Genomic DNA, 21530 nt, shown 5'->3' with positions numbered 1-21530 from the left:
GGACATCGATGGGGAGGCGATCCAAGTCTTGCGCCAAGTCTCAGCGGCCGTGCGTCATTCGGGCCGCACCGATCACGTCGTCCCGATCGCGGCAGGGGCGAACGATGCTAGCGCCCGGCCTCGGTTTCATTGCGCCTTTCATCGATCAGCGCCGCCAGACGAAGCAGTTCGTCGGGCGCGGAACGATCGATCATATCACCGTAAAGGAAGCGTAGATCCTCGCCGACTTTCTGCATCATCCGCGCCTCCGAGAAGACCGTATAGGAATGCCCGGGGCGGCTGATATTGGCCATATTGGTATTGGCGGCGCTGGTCATTGGAAACCCATGGCCCGTCACTGATCGACGGGGGACTGAACCAACCAACGGTTGGAGCCCGTCAAGTTTCCCTATGATCTATGATATTTTTAGAACGGCCCGGTGGCACGTCAGGGAGCGGTACCACCGATCACGTCTATGCCCGCGCCTTGCGCGGGAGCACGGCCCGCCGCTTCCTCGACCCAAGCGAGGATGTCGGATGCCCGCCACGGTTTCGGGATGAAAGTCGCGGAAATCCGCAGGTCACTGGGCTGGTCGCCCGCATCACCGGATGTGAGCAGCACGCGTACCCGCGGCCAGGTGACTCCGATGATCCGCGCGAGTTCGAAGCCGCCGATGGGGCCAGGGGTTCGCACATCGGAGAAGACGACGCTCACAGCGCCGTCCTTCTCGTTCAGGATGGCGAGGGCACGTTCGGCGGTTTCCGCCTCGATGACGCTGAACCCGGTCTCTTCGAGGAGTGCGGCCGCGAGGTAGCGCTCATCCGGCTCGTCCTCGACGACGAGGATGATGGGTCTCTCGCCTGATGGATTCGCAGCACTCATGGGTCCGGAACGCTCTTCAGGCTTGACAGCCGCTCTAGCCGTTATCCCAGCAACGCTATGTAGTCCTACCCGTCAATGTGTCGAACCGGCGCTCGGATCATAATTTCCGACATGCATCCATCCCTGAAATCATGATCAGAGCGGCGGTTTCTCCATTGTAACAGAGGGAACGCTCCTGTGGGAGGTGCCTCAACTCGCCGATTCGGCCTGTTTTCGCGCCGGTCGATGAGGGTACGATTTAGCCGGCCCCGTGGCTTTTAAGGAACGCCAGAGCGCGTGCCCAGCCCTGCTCCGCACTGTCCTTGCGATAGCTCGGCCGGTAATCGGCATGGAACCCGTGCGGTGCGTCGGGGAAGACGACGAGCTCGACACTCCGCCCCGCAGCGTTCGCCCGGTCGCGGGCCTCCTCGACGCTGGCGATGGGAATGCCGGTATCCGCGCCGCCATAGAGTGCCAGAAGCGGTGCGCGGATGTCCGCTGCGACGTCCCCTGCCGTTTTCGGCTGCAGGCTCGTACGGTCGCCGCCGAGTGGGCCGTACCAGGCCACCGCGGCTTTCAGATCGCGCCGATGCGCCGCGTAGAGCCATGCCCCGCGACCGCCCCGGCACCATCCCATCGTGCCGATCCGCTCGGGATCGGCCTTCGAATCAGCAACGGCCCAGGACGCTGCCGCATCGAGATCCGCGATCCACTCGGTATCGGGCGTCTTCAGGATGACGTCGCGAACGATCGCCTTCACATCCGTCATAGTCGAGAGATCGCCCTGCCTTGCGTAGAGCTCGGGCGCCACGGCGCAATAGCCGGCCTTGGCCAGGCGGCGGCACACGTCCTTGATATATTCGTGAACCCCGAAAATCTCTTCGATGACGAGGACGAGGGGAAACGGGCCTGCTCCCTCGGGCATCGCCCGATAACCCGGCATCGGCCCGTCGGTCGCGGGGATTTTCACCTCGCCGGCGACGAGACCATTGGAATCGGTCGTAACGGCCTGAGCCTGCGCATTCGCCTCGGCCAGACTGAACCCGGCGATCAGGCTCGTCATCACGAAGCCCCGGCGCGACAGGGGTGGAACGACGAGCCCATCGAGGCCGCCCAGTGCCTTGCTCCGATCGTCCTTGTCCGTCACGCCCTCGTCCATGGAATGATCTCCTGCACGGCGCCCTTCGGCGCCCTCAAGAAATCTAGGGCGCCGCGGTGGGAGGTCATGTCAAGACAGGGCGGCGCGCGCCGTATCTGTCTCTTCCTTCCGCCCCGTAACGTTGCGGTGGGGAACGGGCCGGCCCTCGGATGCGGTGGGTCTCCGCCGAGCGATGGATTTCGGACGCACCAGTTTCGCCAGTTTCGTGAAGCCTTCGGTGCCGCCCTGTCCGCCCTGCCCCATCCTGAGGCCAAAACCGGTGACGAAGGATTGCGACAACGCCTCGTCGCGCTCGACGTTGAAGAGATCGGCAGCCGCCTGAAACGCGTCGCGGAACGGACGCAGCGAACACCAGCTCTTCTCCGCCAGATGCAGAGGCCATTCCCACAGGCCGGACTCGGAGCGCCGGCCCAAGCTCTCGCGGGCGATGAAATAACCGGTCCCGCAATGTTCGAGACCGTCCGCGATCACGCGCCAATCGGCATTCTCGAACAGGATCGTTTCATCGCCGGAAGCTTGAACGTCGAGCATCGCGTTCCCCTGTCATCGTCGAGGAACCCGCTGTCTCAGGTTCGCTCGCCTTTGGAACAATATGGGAACATTGGTCAGAAACGAGGCGGCCGTCAAGATGCTCGTTCACGCTGTGTTCGTGGGGTGGTGCCGCGACGATCCTCGTTTCGCTCTGGTCAGCGCGATGGGAACATCGTGTGGTCGACTTGGTCGCCCGCCTTGATTCCGAGCTTAGCCGTGACACCGGCATTGAGTTCGAGAACGGCGACCACTGGCTCTCCCGACGGAATGACCTTGGTCGAAAGCGGCTCGGTATTGGTCGCGATCCGAGCAATGCTTCCATCCGGGCGGATGAACAGCATGTCGAGGGGCAGGTAGGTGTTCTTCATCCACATCGCGACGCGCTCGACTTTCTGGAAGTCGAAGAGCATCCCGTGCTCAGGCGCCATCGCGCGGCGGAACATCAGGCCGCGCGAGCGCGATTCGTCGTCGCGCATCACCTCGACGGAGAAGCTGTGCCTGCCGCTCTTGCCCGTGATCGCAAGGGGCTCCTGCGCGGCCGAATCCTGAGCATTGGCGAGGCCGAGACCAGCGAGAATCGTGATCAGGATCAGGAACGCGCGTAAGGGCGCGGACCAGCGAACGTCTTGGATTGGTGTCACGTGGTCATTCCGTCAATGGGAGGCGGGCAGCGCGCCGTCCAGAAGCCGGACCTCGGCTGCCATCTTGCCCTTCGAACCGTCGCCGTAGCGCACGAGAACGGTTTCGCCGGGCTTCAGTTCGGCGATGCCGTAGCGACGCAACGTCTCCATATGGACGAAGATGTCGGGGGAGCCGTCCCCCCGGCTCAGGAAGCCGAAACCGCGCAACCGGTTGAACCACTTCACCACGGCCGTCTCGAGCCCGCTCGTCGCCGTGACGCTCACATGGGTGCGGGGCATCGGGAGTTCGGATGGGTGGATCGCCGTCGACTGATCGAGGGATATCACCCGGAAGGCCTGCCATCCGCGTGGCCGCTCGGTGGCTTCCACCACGATGCGCGCGCCCTCGCTGGCGGCCGAGAATCCGTCGCGGCGCAGGCACGTGATGTGAACCAAGACGTCGGCCGAGCCGTCATCGGGAAGGATGAAGCCGAAGCCCTTCGACACATCGAACCATTTGATGCGCCCCGAAACCTCGATGAGGTCGAGGGGGCGCTGCACCTCTCCGTCGCCGAGGTCGGTGCCACGTCCACCGGTCGATTCACCCATCGCGCGCTGGCCGTGCGAGCCTGATTCGAAATCGTCGGACATGTAAGCAACCCACACCGAATCACGCGACGCGATCCGCACCATAGATTAACAAAGTCATGACTCGGCGGAAGCCCGTTTGGCGGACATCGACTGCGGCGATTGAGACATTCTTCATCATATTGGCATGAGAGCAACAAGGAACCGGGCAACCGGCGGCGCGGCGCCTTTCTCGCCCGCAACGGTGACACAGCGGCATCCGCCGAAAAGTCCGGATACGGCCTATCCGCCCGCGACCCGCCGCCTCTCGTTCGGGAGTTGAACGGTTTTCGACGCTTCACGCGGAGCGCCGGTCACACTGGGCGATGCTGGGCCCTTGCATCCGCCTCGCCACCGGCGATAGCCAACGCGCATGACTCAGATCGTATCGTCCGAGATCGGACGCTCGCCTCGCGCGGGCTCGTCGCGCCACTCCGAACGGTTCAAGCCGGCGAGGCCGTTCGCATGAGTGCCTCCACGGCGAGACCTGTCGCTGCGTCCTCCGCATCGCCGGCCTCGAAAGAACTCGGTGGAACGCCGCGGCGGTTCGATAGTCTCGATGTCGCGCGGGGCGGCGCCCTGCTGGCGATGGCCGCCTACCACACTACCTGGGACCTCGGGCACCTCGCGCTCACGCCCGAGAACTACGCTCTGGCCCCGTTGGGCAAGTTCGCGGCGCACCTCATCGCGGGTACGTTCCTCGTTTTGGTCGGGATCGGCCTCGTCCTGATGAACCGGGATGGCCTCCGGCCCCGCGCGTTCCTCCTGCGTCTCGCGCGGATCGGCATCGCCGCCCTCCTCATCACGGCCGCGACGGTCTACGCGTTTCCGGACAGCTTCATCTTCTTCGGCATCCTGCATTGCATCGCCGTGTCGAGCGTGCTCGCCGTGCCGTTCCTGCGGGTGTCGCCGGCCGTCGCACTGGTGGTGGGGATCGTCGTTCTGGCGACGCCGGCCGTGATGGCGAACCCGGATTATCACCTCCCGGTCTTCGACGACCCGATCCTGAGCTTCCTCGGCCTCGGCATGGTTCCGCCGCGGACCAACGATTACGTGCCGCTGTTTCCCTGGTTCGGCCTGGTTCTCCTGGGGCTGGCAGCAGCGCGGCTCGGTCTGCCGGCTTTCCTGCGCACGAAATGGGCGACGTGGCGGCCGGGATCGCTCGCCTCGCGCGGGCTGGCTTTGGCCGGGCGCCACAGCTTCGCCGTGTATCTCGTGCATCAGCCGGTGCTGCTCGCCCTGCTCACAGGCGTCGTGACGGTGACGGGCCCTCATCCGAAGGCCGGTCTCGCGGCGTTCCGTCAGGATTACCGGGTCCAGTGCGAGACGACCGGAGGTTCCGCGCAGACATGCCGGGTGGCGGCGCGCTGTGTCGCCGATGCCCTCCAGCGAGAGAATCTCTGGGCGATCACGGGGCGGGGATTCAGCGTCGAAGAGCGGGCGAAGGCCCAGGCTCTGTCTCAGTCCTGTTACGACGCTGCCGAAGGGCCGGCGCCGTCGCCCTGAGGCGGATCAGGCCGGCATCGGTCTCCCGCGGGAGATCGATGCCCGAGCCTCGAAGTCCGAGCCTCGAACCGGCGGGTCTCAATCCTTGGCGCGTTCCACGTAGGAACCGTCTTCCGTCAGGATGACCACACGGGTGCCGACCGCCACATGCGGCGGGACGGCGGTGCGCACTCCGTTCGACAGGATCGCCGGCTTGTAGGAAGACGAGGCCGTCTGCCCCTTCATCGCCGGTTCGGTCTCGGTGATCTCGAGGGTGACGCGCTGCGGCAGTTCGACCGTGAGCGGCACGTCGTTGTGCAGGGCCAGCATCACCTTCATGCCCTCCTGAAGGTAGGGCGCCGCGCTGCCGATCACGTCCTTGGGAACCGCGACCTGATCGTAGTTCTCAGGGTTCATGAAGTGGTAGCCCTCGCCATCCTCGTACAGGAAGGTGTGCTCGCGATCCTCCACGAAGGCACGCTCTACCGACTCTGTGGTGCGGTAGCGCTCGGACACCTTCACCCCATCGGTGATGCGGCGCATGTCGAGCTGCGTGACGGGGGTGCCCTTGCCGGGATGGATGTTCTCCACCGTCAAGATGACGTAGAGCTTGCCGTCCTTGTCGACGACGTTGCCCTTGCGGAGCGTAGAGGCGATCACCTTCACGGGGTCAGATCCTGTTCGAGACAATATATGCGACGCCCCGGCGTGGATTCGGCCCACGGGAGCGACATCTGTGCCCCGCCACTATCCTATCCTGCGTCGCGTTGCCAGCAGCCCGGCGCCTGTGCCCGCAATTGGTGCGCCGGCTAGGGGGAGAACCGGCGTGAGCGGCTCACCGTCTCCGTGGTGGGCGCCGCATCGGCATGCCGATCGCCGCCCGGCCCTGCTCGCGCGAAACCGTATCGTCGCGGCCCTGCGCGGGCATTTCGCGGCCCGCGACTTCGTCGAGGTCGAAGCCGCCGCCCTCCAGGTCTCGCCGGGCAACGAGGCGCATCTCTCGGCCTTCGCCACCTCCGCCATCGGCCATGACGGTGCCGCCTCCCCGCTCTATCTCCACACCTCGCCGGAATTCGCGTGCAAGAAGCTGTTGGCCGCGGGTGAGACACGGCTGTTCAGCGTGGCGCGGGTCTTCCGCAACCGTGAGCGCGGTTCCCTGCACCATCCGGAATTCACCATGCTGGAATGGTACCGGGCGGGGCAGGATTACGAGGTGCTGATGCGTGACTGCGCCGACATTCTGGCCTTGGCGGCCGACGAGGCTAAGACGCGCTCCCTCCGCTTTCGGGGAAGGGAATCCGATCCCTTCGCGGATTTCGAGCGTCTCACGCTCGCCGAGGCGTTCGAGCGGCATACCGGAATCGACCTCCTGGCGACGATCGAGCCCGGCGGGGGCACCGACAGGGACGGCCTCGCTGCCGGCGTGGTCGCATGCGGCCTGCGGGTGGCGGCCGACGATTCCTGGGCCGACTTGTTCAGCCGCGTCCTCGTCGCCCTGATCGAGCCGAAGCTCGGCGACGGACGGCCGACCCTGCTCTACGAGTATCCCGTGAGCGAGGCGGCCCTGGCCCGTCCCAGCGCCCGCGACCCCCGCGTAGCGGAGAGGTTCGAGCTCTACGCATGCGGCGTGGAACTCGCCAACGCCTTCGGCGAACTCACCGACCCGCACGAGCAGCGGCGGCGCTTCGAGATCGAGATGGTGGAGAAGGCGCGCATCTACGGCGAGACCTACCCGATCGACGAGGATTTCCTCTCGGCACTAGCCATCATGCCGGAGGCGAGCGGCATCGCGCTGGGCCTCGACAGGCTGGTCATGCTCGCGGTGGGCGCGCCCCGCATCGACGACGTGATCTGGACTCCGGTTGCGGAGACAGCGGTGGGAATGGGGGAGGGAGCGTGAACAGGCCACTTCCCCGTCCCCTGCCCCGCTCCCTTCGCAACCCCGCGCAGCTCGTCGAAGCCGGGCTCGTCGCTCCGTCCGATCTTTCCGCGCTCGAAGCGGTGGCGGCGCGATACGCGGTCTCGGTGACGCCCGACATGGCCGAACTGATCGACCCGACCGATCCCGCCGATCCCATCGCCCGCCAGTTCCTGCCCCGCGCGGAGGAACTGGAGACACGTCCGGAGGAAGATTCGGACCCGATCGGCGATGCGGCGCATTCGCCGCTTCCGGGCCTCGTCCACCGCTATCCCGACCGGGTGCTGCTGAAGCCCCTGCATATCTGCCCGGTCTATTGCCGCTTCTGCTTCCGCCGCGAGATGGTGGGGCCGGACGGGCTCGGCACCCTGAGCGAGGACGAACTCGCCGCCGCTTTCGCCTACATCGCCGACCGGCCCGACATCTGGGAGGTGATCCTCACCGGCGGCGACCCGTTCGCGCTCTCGGCCCGCCGGCTCGGGCAGATCGCCGAGGCCCTTGGCCTCATCCCGCACGTCAAGGTCCTGCGCATCCATACCCGTGTGCCGGTGGTCGAGCCCGCCCGCGTGGACGACGATCTCGTCGTTGCCCTGAAGCGCTTCGGCGGTGCGGTCTATGTCGCGCTCCACGCCAATCATCCGCGCGAATTCACGCCGGCCGCGAAAGGCGCCATCGCCCGTCTCGTCGATGCCGGCATCCCGATGGTGAGCCAGTCGGTGCTGCTCGCCGGGGTCAACGACGACCCGGAGACCCTCGCGAGCCTGATGCGAAGCTTCGTCGAGAACCGGGTGAAGCCCTACTATCTTCATCATGGCGATCTCGCGCCCGGCACCGGGCACCTGCGCACCGGATTGGCGGCGGGTCGCAACCTCATGGGACGCCTGCGCGGGCGCCTGTCCGGCCTCGCCCAACCGCTCTACGTGCTCGATATTCCCGGCGGCCACGGCAAGGTGCCGGTGGGACCGTCCTATCTCGCAAGCGACAGGTCCGGCTGGCGGGTCACCGACCCTCAGGGGCTGGAACATCCCTACCCGCCGGATGCGGACAGGCCGGACCGAGACTGACCCGCGCGCGGACGCGCCCGACTGAGACGAGGCTTCAGGGTCCAGACATGTTCTTTCCGCTCTCGAAACTGATCTATTTCGTCATCACGCCCTCGAACTTCTTCATCCTGATCGGGCTCCTCGGCTGCGTCCTGATGTTCGGCGGCTGGACGCCGCGCCTCGGGCGCGGTCTGGCCCTCCTCGGCTTCGCCGGGCTCTTCCTCGGCGGTCTCCTGCCCCTCTCTGCCTGGATCACCCTGCCCCTCGAAAACCGTTTCCCGCGCTTCGCGGATGACGGCGCACCGATCAAGGGCGTGATCGTGCTCGGTGGCGCCGTGGAAACCCAGACGACGCTGGCGCGCGGCCAGCTCTCGGTGAACGATGCCGGCGAGCGCCAGATCGCCTTTGCGGATCTCGCGCGCCGCTACCCGGAGGCACGGCTGCTTTTCTCCGGGGGCAGCGGCTTGCTCGGCACCGATGGAACGTCGGAGGCCGAGATCGTCAGCCGCTTCGCCGACACGCTCGGGCTGCCGCGCACGCGGCTGATCCTGGAAGACCGCTCGCGCAACACCCACGAGAACGCGCGTTTCTCGGCCGATCTCGTCAAGCCGGTGGCGGGTGAACGCTGGCTGCTCGTCACCTCCGCCTGGCACATGCCGCGCGCCATCGGCTGCTTTCGCCAGGCCGGTTTCGACGTGACGGCCTATCCGGTCGATTACCGCACGGTGGGATGGAGCGACGCGTGGAAGCTGAAGAGCTTCGCCTCCGACGGGCTGCTGGTCCTCGACCTCGTGGTCAAGGAATGGATCGGCTTGGTCGTCTACCGGCTCGCCGGCTATACCGACGCGATGCTGCCGGCGCCGCGGACGAAGGCCGACTGATCTTTTCGCGTCGACGAGGGTTCAGGCTTCGCCGGTAGCCGGGACGGGCATTCCGAGACGATAGATCCCGCGAAAATCGTCGGGGTCGGCGACGGGTTTCCCTTTGCGCATGATGGCGATGTGGCCCTCCTTGGTAAGGCGCACGGCCATGCGGCGAATCGGCTGCATCAGCGGGCTCCAGCCGTCCGGATGCGGCCCGCCGAGGTGGCGCGCCACCTCCGATGGGCAGACGGTCTTGCCTTCTCCCCGCTCTGAAACGAGGCGGAGGATCGATTCGCCGATCTCCTCCTCGCTCACGGATCTGCGCTCTGTGCTCATGACTCGGTGTCCTGCAGGGTGGCCTCGTCGTCCTCGTTGAGGAGGATGGCGCGGATATCGGAGGTGAATTGCCGTCGCCACATGACACAGATGACGCCCGTGGTGGCGAGGATGAGAAACCAGGCGTTCACGAACCAGCCGAGATAGGCCAGCGCGAACAGGAAGGCACGCTGTCCCTTTGCGAAATGGGTCCCGGCGGCGATGTTCATGGCGGCGGCCCGGCGGGCGGCGCGGTCCATGTCGCGTTGCGCGGCGCCAGCGCCCTTGGGCGGCACCGCGCCGATGAGGATCGCACCGTAATTGAACAGACGGTAGGCCCAGGCGAATTTGAAGAACGCATAGACGAAGACGACGGCGAGGCCCGCCACCTTGACCTCCCAGGTGACGCGCGTGGCGATGGCGCCGAAGGGCAGCGCGCCGAACAGGGTCAGCACATCGTCACCGGAGCGGGACAGGGTCAGCACCCCGCCGAGCGCGATGAGGGACGTGGAGGCGAAGAAAGCCGTCCCGTTCTGGAGGGAGGCGTTGATCGTGGTGTCGACCACCCGGTTGTCGCGGACGATGAGCTGCCGCGACCATTCTTCCCGCTGGCGGTTCATGATCTGGCTCAGGCTCGTACGCCGCCCGCGCATCCGCGCCACCGCTATCCCATAGCCAGCCCAGGCGGCGACGAAATAGAGAAGGCCAGCAATGTCGAGCGGCGAGAAATCCGCGAAGGTGAACGGCTGCTTCATGGGTTCTGATCGCTTCCCGGCCTATGGCCGACCGGAACCCGGTCTCACCGGTCCGGCGCCGTTCCGCCTGCGGCGCGGACCATAGGCCATCGGCCCGATCCGCGGGAAACGAATCTCTGACGGTGAAGGATAAGAGAAACCCGTTATCGTGCCCGTCGGCACGGAGAGATCACGTTCGCAGGATGCGAAATCCCGCATTGGGGGGATTGGCGGAGTCCACCGCCTCCACCGAGGACACGACGGCACCGGCGGGCCCCAGCTTGCACGCATCGAGCATGGCGGCGACCGCATCGGCGGGACCGCTGAAGGTCGCTTCCACACCGCCATCCGAACGGTTGCGAACATGGCCGTCGAGGCCGCGACGTTCCGCTTCACGCGAGGTCCAGTACCGGTAGCCGACACCTTGCACCCGGCCACGGATGACGACATCGACGGTTCTGATCGTAGCCAAGAATAAACCTCCTCGCATCCAACCCTGTCTGCGATCCTCAGCCGCGTCCTGCCCGCAGCCAGCGGCGCATCTCGGCGAGGTAAGGCGCCGGGAAAGCGGCGGCTTCGGCCGCGGCCAGCACCGGTTGCAGGTAGTCCGGTCGCGGAACCCCCGGAACAGCGCTGCAGCCGAGATAGATCAAGGCCCGTTTCACGCCGGTCGATGTGGTCACCGGCTGGTAGGCTTTGGTGTAGAGCCGCCCGGCGACGCCCTCGTAGCGGTCGAGGGCCGGCACGTCGGCCAAGGCCAGATCCCAGAGGACGCCCCAGACGGTGGATGTCGGGTCGCGCACCACTGAGGCATAGCCCTCTCGCATGATGATGAAGCGGTGCCGGTTCAGGCGGGCGGTGCCGAGGGAGGTCGAGCCGGGGCAGCGCATGGCCATCGCGGCGGCATCCATGTTGGCACCGTAGGAGAAATACAGGGGCATGGATCGGCTGGCCGGAAGGGGATGACGAGCGCCTGCCGGGCCCGATTCGACGGTCGGACCCGTCCAGGAGGGCCCATTCGCGGGGTCCCGGTGAACGAGGGGGCTGTCGATCCCCTCGCTTCGAGATTGCGTCTGGCGTTCAGCGAGGGTGCGGGGCGGCCGTGATCGGCTACCCCGCACCTTTAATCGCTATGCGATCAGGCGAATTCCATGATGACCGCGTCGACTGCGAGGCTGTCACCTTCCTTCGCTTCGATCTTGGAGATGGTGGCGTCGCGCTCGGCGCGGAGCACGTTCTCCATCTTCATCGCCTCGACGATGGCGAGGGGTTCACCGTTCTTCACTTCCTGGCCTTCCTTCACCAGGATCGCCTTCACCAGGCCGGGCATCGGGCAGAGCACCTGCTTGCCGGACCCGGCATTCTCCTTGATCGGCATCAAGGCGGCGAGTTCGGCTTCGCGCTGGGTGAAGACCCGCGCCTCGGCCGCCGCGCCCGCATGCTGGAGCGCGACGCCGTTGAGAAGGGCGCGCACCTGGATGGCCACGCGGGTGCCGTTGATCTCTCCCGACCAGACCGGCTCACCCGGACGCCAGTCGCTCTCCACCGTCCAGGTCCGGCCGTCTTCGGCGGTGACGACGAGATGCTCGCCGAGATCGTCCACCGTGACCGGGTAGGATTGGCCGGCCAGGATCACGATGCGGTCGCGCTCGAAATGGAGCAGGGCCGGGTCGCGCATCTGGCCCGAGATGCCGCGCTTGCGGGTGTTGAGCTTGTGGTCGATGGCGGCGGCAGCCGCCGCCATGCGTTGGGCGACCTCGCCCTCGGGCTCGGGGGCGACGAAGCCTTCTGGGAACTCCTCGGCGATGAAGCCGGTGGAAATGTTGCCCGAGCGCCAGCGCGGATGCGCCATGAGGGCCGACAGGAACGGGATGTTGTGGCGGATGCCGTCGATGGCGAAGGCGTCCAGTGCCTGGCCCTGCGATTCGATGGCCTCGGCGCGAGTCGGCGCCCAGGTCACCAGCTTGGCGATCATCGGATCGTAGTGGATCGCGATCTCGCCGCCCTCCTCCACGCCGGTATCGTTACGCACGATGGCATTGCCGAACGGGCCCTCCTCCGGCGGCTGGTAGGTGGTGAGGCGGCCAATGGAGGGCAGGAAGTTGCGGGTCGGGTCCTCGGCGTAGACGCGGCTCTCCACGGCCCAGCCGTTGAGCTTCACCTGGTCCTGGCTCAGTGGCAGCGCCTCGCCATAGGCCGAACGGATCATCAACTCGACGAGATCGAGGCCGGTGATCATCTCGGTGACGGGATGCTCGACCTGGAGACGGGTGTTCATCTCGAGGAAATAGAACGACTTGTCCTGGCCGGCGACGAACTCGACGGTACCGGCCGAATCGTAGGAGACGGCCTTGGCCAAGGCCACGGCCTGCTCGCCCATCTTCTTCCGGGTCGCCTCGTCGAGGAGCGGCGACGGCGCCTCCTCGATGACTTTCTGGTTGCGGCGCTGGATCGAGCATTCACGCTCGCCGAGATAGATGACGTTGCCGTGCTTGTCGCCGATCACCTGGATCTCGATGTGGCGCGGATCGGTGATGAACTTCTCCACGAACACACGGTCGTCGCCGAAGGACGAGGCGGCCTCGGACTTGGCGCGGGCGAAACCCTCCGCGACCTCGTCCGACGAATAGGCGATGCGCATGCCCTTGCCGCCACCGCCGGCGGAAGCCTTGATCATCACCGGATAGCCGATCTCGTCCGCGATGGTGACGGCGTGTTCGGGGCTTTCGATGACGCCGAGGAAGCCCGGCACGGTGGAGACGTTGGCAGCCGAGGCCGCCTTCTTCGATTCGATCTTGTCGCCCATGGCGGCGATGGCGCCGGGATTGGGGCCGATGAAGACGATGCCGGCCTCGGCCAGCGCGCGCGGGAATGCCTCACGCTCGGACAGGAAGCCATAACCGGGGTGGACCGCCTGGGCGCCCGTCTGTTTGCAGGCCTCGATGATCTTGTCGATGATCAGGTAGGACTGCGCGGCCGGAGCGGGGCCGATATGCACCGCCTCGTCCGCCATCGCCACATGAACCGCGTCCCGGTCGGCATCGGAATAGACGGCGACCGTCTTGATACCCATCCTGCGAGCGGTCTTGATGATGCGGCACGCAATCTCGCCGCGGTTCGCAATCAGGATTTTCTCGAACATCTGTCCAGGCACTCGGGTGAAGCGGGAAAGGTCACGAGCGCCGTCGCGCTCAAGCTCGTTCCCGTTAAAGCAGTTGTGCGGCTTCGCAAAGCTGGACCAATGAAGGATTGTTCATACGCTGCGCCAAACCGGCTGTGTATTCAAAATCATGGTCGCTGGTATCCACGGGGCGGTGTAGCGATTGCGCCCTTCTTCCTTGGCCCGGTAAAGCGCATCAGCGGCCTGCCGGACCAGGAAGAGGAAGCCCGCCTCGTCACAATTTCCGACGTCGAGGGACAGGCCGATGCTGACCGTGACGCATTGCCCGTCGCCGAGGCCCGGATGAGGAAGCGCGGGTTGCTCCCCTTTTCCGCATGCCCACCCCGATCCATCTGACAGAGGATCGGCCGACGTTGATGTCAGCTGTCGTATCGAGCCGATGACGTGGCAGGCAGTGAATCCGGTGTGACCGACACCAGGGTGTCTTCAGCCTTTTCGGTCAACGATTTATCGACGTTGTTCAATTACTGCAGAAAGTGTTCGGTGAACTACATCCGCATATAGTGAGTGGTGTAGTAAATAATTATTATAAAAATATCTGCGATTACTTGTTATTTTATTGGCATAATGGCGTGATACCAATGGTATTGCGCCGTAATTTCAATTTATGTGTGTTGATTGTCGTAGATCCGAATTTTTGCGATTGTTGGAAAATCTGAAGTTTTGAACCAAGACCGGTCGTGGTTGAGTGTGTCTCCAAGCCCCGTCTATTCGCCATTGTTCGCTGGCCAGTCCGGCGAACGCGATCCGAACTCGCTCGGATTCAGGCCGCGTCCAGCAGCTCGACCGGCGATACCGAGGTCGCTTCCTCGACATGCAGACGACGGTGGGCGGAGCCGATGGCGAAGGCGACGAGGATCTCGTGGCTCGTCTCGGCCTCGCGAACGATCTCGAAAGCGATGCGGGCGGCAAGTGGTGTAGGGCCGGCATCGCTGCGCAGGGAGCCGACGAGCCAGCGGGCGATCTCGACATCGACGTAGCCGGTGGGACGCTCGCCCCAGACGGCGAAATTCACCACCGCGGCGCTCACGAGATCGGCATACGACACGTCGCTCTGCGGCACGGCCCGGTCGAGGGCGATGAGCATGTCGGCCTCGTCCGCATGCGAGATGCCGTCCGGGAGGATATCGCGACCGAGGACCTGAACGTCGGCGGCGGTGATGCGGCCGGCGGCGACGACACGGTTACAGAAGAGCTGAAGCGAATGGTTGATCATTGGTTGGTGCCTCCCCGGCTTTATTTGCGCCGGTCTGTGTTTCTGCATGTCGATGACTATGCAGGAGGCACCCGTTCAAGAAGTTAACGGCCAAATCTGAATCAACGTTCAGGTTAAAGGCTGCTCACGAATGAGCCTTTCCGAATCGTATCTTTGGAGCCCGGCTCCGCCGCCTCGGCGACGGAGCCGGTTCCCATCTTCGCCTCAGCGCACCACCACCTTCGCGCCGATCGGAACGCGCTCGTAGAGATCGACCACGTCCGCGTTGAGCATGCGGATGCAGCCGGACGACACGGCCTGGCCGATCTTCTCCGGCTCGTTGGTGCCGTGGATGCGGAACAGCGTGTCCTTCTTGCCCTCAGCGAGGTAGAGCGCGCGGGCCCCGATGGGGCTGGTGGGGCCGCCCTCGAGGCGCTTGGGCAGTTCCGGGCGGCGGGCGATCATCTCGGGCGGCGGGTTCCAATCCGGCCATTCGCCCTTGCGGTCGACATTGGCGGTCCCGGCCCAGGCCATGCCGGCATGGCCCACGGCCACGGGATAGCGCACGGCCTTGCCGTCCGGCAGCACGTAATAGAGCCGGCGCTCCTTCGTCACGACGATGACGGTGCCCGCGGGCTCGTTCGTCTTGTAGTCGACGGTGGTGCGGGCGATCTTGGGATCGACATTGCCCTGCGGCGCCTGTTTCAGCCATTCCTTGTCACGGGCCTCACCGGTCAGCGCCGGGGGCTGGGCCAGGGCCGTATGCGCGGTGGGCGGGCTGAGCGGGGCTGTCGCCGTCTGCGTGTTGCAGGCGCCGAGAGCGAGGGCGGACAGGATCGTCGCGGCGCCGAGCGAGCGATGCAGGACGCCGTGACGGGATGGGATGGGCGACCGGGTCGTGGGCGACATGTGAGAGTGAGCCTGTCTCGAAGCCGGGGGGCTTCGAAGAATGTGGTTGATGGATTATGTCGCCATCTAACTCGCAGACTGATCGGCGCGTAATCTCGCTACCCTGAACCGTGGCGCATTTGCATCGTATGTTGTGCGTAAAGCACAGTCGGGTCGGGTGGAACGACGAGGATCGTTCGGAGGGATGAGCGTGACGACCCTGTACGTAAGCCACCCCTCCGCGCTGGATCACCAGATGCCAGAGGGGCACCCGGAACGATCGGACCGGATCCGCGCCGTGGAGGCGGCCCTGGAGAAGGAACGGTTCTCCGGTCTGCTGCGCGAATCGGCGCCCCGCGCGGAGACGGAGACGGTCGCCCTCGCCCATCCCGTTCCCTATGTGGAGGCGATCATCGCGGCCTCCCCGCGATCCGGCTATGTCCAGATCGATTCGGATACGCTGATGTCGCCCGGCACCCTCGACGCGGCCCTTCGCGGTGTCGGCGGCGCCGTCCATGCGGTGGATGCGGTGATGAGCGGGGCCTGTTCGAACGCCTTCGTCGCCATGCGGCCGCCGGGCCACCATGCCGAGCGCATGCAGGCGATGGGCTTCTGCCTGTTCAACTCCGCCGCCATTGCCGTCCGTCACGCCCGGGAACGGCACGGAGCCAGCCGGGTCGCCTTGGTGGATTGGGATGTCCACCACGGCAACGGCTCGCAGGACATCTTCTGGGACGATGCGGCGGTGATGTATGCCTCGACCCATGAGATGCCGCTGTTTCCCGGCACGGGCGCGGTGGGTGAGCGTGGCACCCACGACACCATCGTCAACGTGCCGTTACGGGCCGGCGACGACAGCGGGATTTTCCGCGAGAAGTTCGAGAAGGGGGTCCTCGCTCGCCTCTCTGCTTTCGCCCCCGACCTGATCGTGATCTCGGCAGGCTTCGACGCCCACCGCCTCGATCCGCTGGCCAGCGTCGAACTCGACGAGGCCGATTTCGGCTGGGCCACCCGGAAGCTCATGGAGATCGCCGACAAGCATGCCGGCGGCCGGATCGTCTCCGTGCTGGAGGGCGGCTATAGCCTGGACGGTCTCGCCCGCTCGGTCACCGCCCATATGGATGCGCTGATGGGACGGTGAGGATGCCTCACCCTTCCAGCGGCACCTCGCCCAACAGGTCGATGCCGAAGCCCGAGAGGCCGACATAGGAGCGCGACGAGGTCGAGAGGTTGCGGATCGAGACGATGCCGAGGTCACGGAGGATCTGGGCGCCAAGCCCGACCTCGCGCCATTGCCGCACTCGCTGGGCTTCCGCTCCTTCTTCCGCATAGGAGGAGAGCGGCACGCCGGCGGTGCCGTCGCGCAGATAGACGAGGACGCCGCGTCCCTCCTTGGCGAAACGGCGCAGGACGCAGTCGATCGACTTGCCGCCGCCGATCACGTCGGCCACCACGTTGGAGCGATGCAGGCGCACCAGCACATCCTGCCCGTCGCCGATATCGCCCTGAACGAAGGCGAATTGCTGCACCGTCTCGAACGGGGTCGTGTAGGCGAAGCCGGTGAGCTCGCCGAATTCCGATTTCACCGGGAAGGTCCCGACGCGCTCGACCAGCTTCTCGCGCGCCTGCCGGTAGGCGATGAGGTCGGCAACTGACACGCGCTTGAGGTTGTGCAGTTCCGAGAAGGCCGTGATCTGCGGCCCCTTCATCACCGTGCCGTCATCGTTTGCCAGTTCGCAGATGACGCCCACCGGCGGCAGCCCGGCGAGCTTGCAGAGGTCCACCGCCGCCTCCGTGTGACCGGAGCGCATGAGAACGCCGCCATCCTTGGCGATGAGCGGGAAGACGTGGCCGGGGCGGACGAAATCGGATTCGCCCATATTGCCGTTGGCGAGCGCCCGCACCGTGTTGCAGCGCTGCTCGGCGGAGATGCCGGTGGTGAGCCCGTGCTTCACATCCACCGTGACGGTGAAGGCGGTGCCCAGGGGCGCATCGTTGGAGGCCACCATCGGGTCGAGGCGCAGGCGCCGCGCTTCGGCGCGGGTGAGAGGCGCGCAGACGATGCCGCAGGTGTTGCGGACGATGAAGGCCATCTTCTCCGGCGTGCAGAGCGAGGCGGCGACGACGAGGTCGCCCTCGTTCTCGCGATCGTCGTCATCGGTGACGACGATGATCTCGCCGCGGGCATAGGCCTCGATGGCCTGCGTGACGTGGGTATGGGGCACGGGATATCTCTTGGAATTCGCTGGGCGGATGGGTTGCGGCGCGCCGGGTCACCCCCGCGTCCCGACCTGCCCCCGGTGACGCAGATAGTGATCCGCCAGTACGCACGCCATCATCGCCTCGGCGACGGGGACGGCGCGAATACCGACGCAGGGGTCGTGGCGCCCCTTGGTGACGAGATCGACGTCGCGGTTGTTGGTTGTCACGCTCATGCGCGGCGTCAGGATGGAGGAGGTCGGTTTGACCGCGAAGCGGCAGATCAGCGGCTGGCCGGTGGAGATGCCACCGAGCACGCCGCCGGCATGGTTGGCGAGGAAGGTCGGAGCGCCGGCATTGCCCGAGCGCATCTCGTCGGCATTCTCCTCACCGCGCAAAGCCGCCGAGGCGAAGCCGTCGCCGATCTCGACGCCCTTCACCGCGTTGATCGACATCATCGCGGCGGCGAGATCCGCGTCGAGCTTACCGTAGATCGGGGCGCCGAGGCCGGGCGGCACGCCTTCGGCGACGACTTCGATGACGGCGCCGATGGACGAGCCGTCCTTGCGGATGCCGTCGAGATACTCTTCGTAGAATTTGGCCGTCTCGGCATCGGGGCAGAAGAACGGGTTGCGTGCCACCTCGTCCCAATCCCACCGCAACCGGTCGATTGCATGCGGTCCCATCTGCACCAGGGCGGCCCGGATGACGATGTCGGCCGGCAGGACCCGCCGCGCGATGGCCCCGGCCGCCACGCGGGCGGCGGTCTCACGGGCCGAGGAGCGACCGCCCCCGCGATAATCGCGGATGCCGTATTTGGCGTCGTAGGCGTAGTCGGCATGACCCGGCCGATAGCTGTCGCGGATCTCGGAGTAATCCTTCGAGCGCTGGTCGGTGTTCTCGATCTCCAGGGCGATCGGCGTGCCGGTGGTCAGCTGCACGCCGCCGGTGCGGTCGTCAGCGAAGACGCCCGACAGGATGCGGACTTGGTCCGGCTCCCGGCGCTGGGTCGTGAAGCGCGACTGGCCGGGCTTGCGCCGGTCGAGCTCCGCCTGGATGTCCGCCGCCTCGATGGGAATCCCCGGCGGGCACCCGTCCACCACGCAGCCGAGCGCCACCCCGTGGCTCTCGCCGAAGGTGGTCACGCGGAAGAGATGGCCGAAAGTGTTGTGCGACATGGTGGGAGACGCTCTAGCGCGGTATGTGGCTGAGAGCAAAGCGCCGGGCTCATGCCAGAACTCGCTGAGCCTGACTCATCGAGCTCTGCCCGCGCGACGGCGCGGCGGCGGTCATCCGTCGGACCTCGCTGAACCCGACCTATGGGTCGGGTTCAGCGAGACTGGTATCATGCGTCCGGCCGCGCCAGCACCCCGCCGGTCATCGCCTCCCGCACGCCCGTCGTCGACGGGAAGGTGATCGGCAGGCCCTTCAGCGAGCGCACGGCGAGATGCGCGAAGGCCTGGGCTTCGAGATAGGCCGAAGACCAGCCGATGGCGTCCGCCGTCGTGATCTCGGCGCGCAGGTGGTAGTTCAGGAGCCGCACCAGTTCGCCGTTGCGGGCGCCGCCGCCGGCGACGATCCAGCGCGTGGGGATTTCCGGCGCGTGGTCGAGGGCACGGGCAACGGACCGCGCGGTGAAGGCTGTGAGCGTCGCCGCCCCGTCCTCGGTGGACAGCTGGCCGGCGAGCTTGTGCGAGAACCAGTTGCGGTCCAGTGATTTCGGAGGCCTGCGGAAGAAGAACGGGTGAGTCAGGAGCCAGGCGAGGAGCGGCTCGTCCGGCCGTCCCCGCGCCGCCGTGCGCCCGCCATCGTCCAGCGGCCGGCCGGTGCGCTCTCGCATCCAGTCGTCGATAAGCGCGTTGCCGGGCCCGGTATCGAAGGCGATGACGTCGCCGTTGGAGGCGATGAGCGTGGCATTGGCGACCCCGCCGATGTTGAGGATGCCGAGCGCGCCGTCATAGCCCGCCGCCTTGGCGAGCGCCTTGTGGAAGACCGGCACCAGCGGCGCCCCCTGCCCTCCCGCAGCGATATCGGCATGGCGCATGTCCGACACGACCGGGATGCCGAGACGGCGGCTGAGTGCGGCCCCGTCGCCGATCTGCACGCTCATGCGCTGGTCGGGGCGATGGACCACGGTCTGCCCATGGAAGCCGATGACGTCGATATCCGCAGCGCTGAGGCCGTTATCCGCAAGGAAGGCTTCCACCGCCTCCGCATGGGCCGCGGTGACGAACGTCTCCGCCTCCGCGAGGCAGCCGGGCCGGTCCTCGCGCGCGACCACGGCCTCGGAATCGGACAGCGCCCGGCGGAGCAGCTCACGATCCTCGTCGGTATAGCCGCGATAGCCGGTGGGGCCGAGCGGCTCGAGGTAACCGTTATGGCTGCGGACCACCTTCACGTCCTCGCCGTCGGTCTCGATCAGCGCCACATCGACGCCGTCGAGGGAGGTGCCGCTCATCAGGCCGATCGCCCGCATCATGGTCATGCCGTTTACGCCCCGTGCCTTCCGCGGTGAGCCCTGCTAAGAGCCGCGCATCACTTGACCTGCTGCTATCACGCCGGCGTTTCTTCTGTCCCGCGCCGCGACCCGTTGAATCCGGAACCCCGCATGTCCACCGCTACGCCGAACCAGCCTGAGACCTTCGCGCCGAAATCCGACTTCCTGCGGGTTCTGTCCGAGCGCGGCTACATCCACCAGGGATCGGACCTCGCCGGGATCGACGCGGCGGCCCTGGAAGGCCGCCTGACGACCTATGTCGGCTACGATTGCACGGCCGCCTCGCTGCATGTGGGGCATTTGCTGTCGATCATGATGCTGCACTGGCTGCAGAAGACCGGAGGCACGCCGATCACCCTGATGGGCGGCGGCACGACCCGCGTCGGCGACCCGTCCGGGCGGGACGAGTCGCGGAAAATCCTCACGCTGGAGCAGATCGAGGAGAACAAGGCCGGGATCCAGAAGACCTTTTCGCGGTTCCTGACCTTCGGGGGCGGCGGCAACGGCGCGACCATGGTCGACAACGCCGAGTGGCTGACCAAGCTCAACTACATCGAGATGCTGCGCGATATCGGACGCCACTTCTCGGTCAATCGCATGATGTCGATGGACAGCGTGCGGATGCGCCTAGAGCGCGACCAGGAGCTCTCGTTCCTCGAATTCAACTACATGATCTTGCAATCCTACGATTTCGTGGAGCTGAACCGCCGCTACGGCTGCATCCTGCAGATGGGCGGATCGGACCAGTGGGGGAACATCGTCAACGGCATCGATCTCGGCCGCCGCATGGGCACGCCGCAGCTCTACGGCCTGACCTGTCCGCTGCTTACCACGGCGTCCGGCGCGAAGATGGGTAAGACGGCGGCCGGAGCGGTCTGGCTCGATGCCGGGATGTTGAGCCCCTACGATTACTGGCAGTTCTGGCGCAACACCGAGGATGCCGACGTGGCTCGGTTCCTCAAGCTGTTCACCCTGCTGCCGATGGACGAGATCGCCCGGCTTCAGGCGCTTCAGGGCGCCGAGATCAACGAGGCCAAGAAGGTACTGGCCACCGAGGCGACGGCCCTGATGCACGGGCGCGAGGCGGCTGACGCTGCGACCGAGACCGCCCGCAAGACCTTCGTGGAAGGCGCCGTGGCGCAGGACCTGCCGAGCGTCACCGTCGCCCGCTCCGTTTTGGAAGCTGGTCTCGGCGTGCTCTCGGCCTTCGGTCCCGACCACGCCAAGCTCGTCCCCTCCACCAGCGAGGCGCGGCGCCAGATCAAGAGCGGCGGGCTGCGTGTCAACGATATCCAGATTACCGACGAGAAGGCGGTGCTCACGCTGGCCGATCTCGGTCAGGATGGCGTGGTGAAGCTCTCCTTCGGCCGCAAGAAGCACGTGCTTCTCCGGGTCGAGTGAGGCGACGGGGGTAGAACCTCGATCGGGGCTTTC

At 66.1% G+C, this 21530-nt stretch carries 24 protein-coding genes; 7 read left to right on the top strand and 17 right to left on the bottom strand.

Translation table 11 applies throughout. The features are described 5' to 3' along the window. Positions 1 to 107: 107 nt before the first annotated feature. The 6 genes from ASF32_RS03880 to ASF32_RS03855 all read right to left on the bottom strand — a co-directional run bounded on the left by ASF32_RS03880 (position 108) and on the right by ASF32_RS03855 (position 3760). A complete protein-coding gene (locus ASF32_RS03880) occupies positions 108 to 317 on the bottom strand; it encodes a hypothetical protein (RefSeq protein ID WP_056423859.1) in 210 nt (69 codons plus the stop codon). A 110-nt stretch (positions 318 to 427) separates the two neighbouring features. Further along, positions 428 to 862, bottom strand: coding sequence for a response regulator (locus ASF32_RS03875; RefSeq protein WP_056423856.1), 435 nt, complete (start codon positions 860 to 862; stop codon positions 428 to 430). Between the two features lie 238 nt (positions 863 to 1100). Then, a complete protein-coding gene (locus tag ASF32_RS03870; RefSeq protein WP_056423855.1) occupies positions 1101 to 2000 on the bottom strand; it encodes a dienelactone hydrolase family protein in 900 nt (299 codons plus the stop codon). A 69-nt stretch (positions 2001 to 2069) separates the two neighbouring features. After that, the gene (locus tag ASF32_RS03865; RefSeq protein WP_056423853.1) at positions 2070 to 2531 is read right to left on the bottom strand and encodes a hypothetical protein; all 462 of its coding nucleotides are present in this window, start codon (positions 2529 to 2531) and stop codon (positions 2070 to 2072) included. Positions 2532 to 2686: 155 nt separating this feature from the next. Next, a complete protein-coding gene (locus ASF32_RS03860) occupies positions 2687 to 3121 on the bottom strand; it encodes a DUF192 domain-containing protein (RefSeq protein WP_056424462.1) in 435 nt (144 codons plus the stop codon). A 63-nt stretch (positions 3122 to 3184) separates the two neighbouring features. Then, positions 3185 to 3760 (bottom strand): cold-shock protein, encoded by a 576-nt coding sequence (locus tag ASF32_RS03855; protein ID WP_244478141.1) that lies wholly within the window; start codon positions 3758 to 3760, stop codon positions 3185 to 3187. 483 nt (positions 3761 to 4243) lie between these two features. Between ASF32_RS03855 and ASF32_RS03850 the strand changes: the two genes are divergently transcribed. Beyond that, on the top strand, positions 4244 to 5284 hold the full coding sequence (locus tag ASF32_RS03850; RefSeq protein ID WP_056423852.1) for a heparan-alpha-glucosaminide N-acetyltransferase: 1041 nt from the start codon (positions 4244 to 4246) through the stop codon (positions 5282 to 5284). Between the two features lie 78 nt (positions 5285 to 5362). Here ASF32_RS03850 and efp read toward each other — a convergent pair whose 3' ends face one another. Continuing rightward, a complete protein-coding gene (efp, locus tag ASF32_RS03845; RefSeq protein WP_056423850.1) occupies positions 5363 to 5929 on the bottom strand; it encodes an elongation factor P in 567 nt (188 codons plus the stop codon). A gap of 160 nt (positions 5930 to 6089) precedes the next feature. On the opposite strand from efp, the gene epmA reads away from it, so the two are divergent. The 3 genes from epmA to ASF32_RS03830 are packed head-to-tail and all read left to right on the top strand — an operon-like array spanning position 6090 to position 9105. Continuing rightward, positions 6090 to 7163: an EF-P lysine aminoacylase EpmA gene (gene epmA / locus ASF32_RS03840; protein ID WP_056423848.1), complete on the top strand. Its 1074-nt coding sequence runs from the start codon at positions 6090 to 6092 to the stop codon at positions 7161 to 7163. A gap of 20 nt (positions 7164 to 7183) precedes the next feature. Further along, a complete protein-coding gene (locus ASF32_RS03835; protein ID WP_056424457.1) occupies positions 7184 to 8245 on the top strand; it encodes a lysine-2,3-aminomutase-like protein in 1062 nt (353 codons plus the stop codon). Between the two features lie 47 nt (positions 8246 to 8292). Beyond that, positions 8293 to 9105, top strand: coding sequence for a YdcF family protein (locus ASF32_RS03830; protein WP_056423845.1), 813 nt, complete (start codon positions 8293 to 8295; stop codon positions 9103 to 9105). A 21-nt stretch (positions 9106 to 9126) separates the two neighbouring features. Here ASF32_RS03830 and ASF32_RS03825 read toward each other — a convergent pair whose 3' ends face one another. The 5 genes from ASF32_RS03825 to ASF32_RS03805 all read right to left on the bottom strand — a co-directional run bounded on the left by ASF32_RS03825 (position 9127) and on the right by ASF32_RS03805 (position 13227). Continuing rightward, positions 9127 to 9423, bottom strand: a complete 297-nt coding sequence (locus ASF32_RS03825) for a DUF3253 domain-containing protein (protein WP_056423843.1) — start codon at positions 9421 to 9423, stop codon at positions 9127 to 9129. After that, entirely contained in the window at positions 9420 to 10157 is a 738-nt protein-coding gene (locus ASF32_RS03820) for a DUF599 domain-containing protein (protein ID WP_056423841.1), read from the bottom strand. Before ASF32_RS03820 ends, ASF32_RS03825 begins: the two co-directional genes overlap by 4 nt. 169 nt (positions 10158 to 10326) lie before the next feature. Then, complete coding sequence (locus ASF32_RS03815) at positions 10327 to 10608, bottom strand: acylphosphatase (protein ID WP_056423839.1); 282 nt, start codon at positions 10606 to 10608, stop codon at positions 10327 to 10329. A gap of 37 nt (positions 10609 to 10645) precedes the next feature. After that, the gene (locus tag ASF32_RS03810; RefSeq protein ID WP_056423837.1) at positions 10646 to 11077 is read right to left on the bottom strand and encodes a gamma-glutamylcyclotransferase family protein; all 432 of its coding nucleotides are present in this window, start codon (positions 11075 to 11077) and stop codon (positions 10646 to 10648) included. Positions 11078 to 11274: 197 nt separating this feature from the next. Then, positions 11275 to 13227 carry an acetyl/propionyl/methylcrotonyl-CoA carboxylase subunit alpha gene (locus ASF32_RS03805; RefSeq protein WP_244478140.1) on the bottom strand — a complete coding sequence of 651 codons (1953 nt, stop codon included), beginning with the start codon at positions 13225 to 13227 and terminating at the stop codon, positions 11275 to 11277. Here ASF32_RS03805 and ASF32_RS26280 point away from each other — a divergent pair. Then, complete coding sequence (locus tag ASF32_RS26280) at positions 13156 to 13653, top strand: hypothetical protein (protein ID WP_244478142.1); 498 nt, start codon at positions 13156 to 13158, stop codon at positions 13651 to 13653. The genes ASF32_RS03805 and ASF32_RS26280 overlap by 72 nt on opposite strands. 427 nt (positions 13654 to 14080) lie before the next feature. On the opposite strand, the gene ASF32_RS03800 is transcribed toward ASF32_RS26280, so the two are convergent. Then, a complete protein-coding gene (locus ASF32_RS03800) occupies positions 14081 to 14533 on the bottom strand; it encodes a hypothetical protein (RefSeq protein ID WP_056423833.1) in 453 nt (150 codons plus the stop codon). A 204-nt stretch (positions 14534 to 14737) separates the two neighbouring features. Further along, entirely contained in the window at positions 14738 to 15421 is a 684-nt protein-coding gene (locus ASF32_RS03795) for a L,D-transpeptidase (protein ID WP_056423831.1), read from the bottom strand. Positions 15422 to 15605: 184 nt separating this feature from the next. Between ASF32_RS03795 and ASF32_RS03790 the strand changes: the two genes are divergently transcribed. After that, positions 15606 to 16541, top strand: a complete 936-nt coding sequence (locus tag ASF32_RS03790) for a histone deacetylase family protein (protein ID WP_200919041.1) — start codon at positions 15606 to 15608, stop codon at positions 16539 to 16541. Between the two features lie 7 nt (positions 16542 to 16548). Here the strand turns inward: ASF32_RS03790 and ribB are convergent, their stop codons facing one another. The 3 genes from ribB to ASF32_RS03775 all read right to left on the bottom strand — a co-directional run bounded on the left by ribB (position 16549) and on the right by ASF32_RS03775 (position 20084). After that, positions 16549 to 17625 (bottom strand): 3,4-dihydroxy-2-butanone-4-phosphate synthase, encoded by a 1077-nt coding sequence (ribB, locus tag ASF32_RS03785; protein WP_056423828.1) that lies wholly within the window; start codon positions 17623 to 17625, stop codon positions 16549 to 16551. Between the two features lie 48 nt (positions 17626 to 17673). Further along, the gene (aroC, locus tag ASF32_RS03780; protein ID WP_056423825.1) at positions 17674 to 18777 is read right to left on the bottom strand and encodes a chorismate synthase; all 1104 of its coding nucleotides are present in this window, start codon (positions 18775 to 18777) and stop codon (positions 17674 to 17676) included. Between the two features lie 167 nt (positions 18778 to 18944). After that, positions 18945 to 20084 (bottom strand): anhydro-N-acetylmuramic acid kinase, encoded by a 1140-nt coding sequence (locus ASF32_RS03775; RefSeq protein WP_200919039.1) that lies wholly within the window; start codon positions 20082 to 20084, stop codon positions 18945 to 18947. 123 nt (positions 20085 to 20207) lie between these two features. Between ASF32_RS03775 and tyrS the strand changes: the two genes are divergently transcribed. Continuing rightward, complete coding sequence (tyrS, locus tag ASF32_RS03770; protein WP_056423823.1) at positions 20208 to 21497, top strand: tyrosine--tRNA ligase; 1290 nt, start codon at positions 20208 to 20210, stop codon at positions 21495 to 21497. Positions 21498 to 21530: the final 33 nt, after the last annotated feature.

It is taken from the genome of Methylobacterium sp. Leaf91, from assembly GCF_001422815.1.
Taxonomy (GTDB): Bacteria; Pseudomonadota; Alphaproteobacteria; order Rhizobiales; family Beijerinckiaceae; genus Methylobacterium.
Note: the sequence above shows the minus strand (reverse complement) of the source record. Positions and strands in the feature narration are given on the sequence as shown.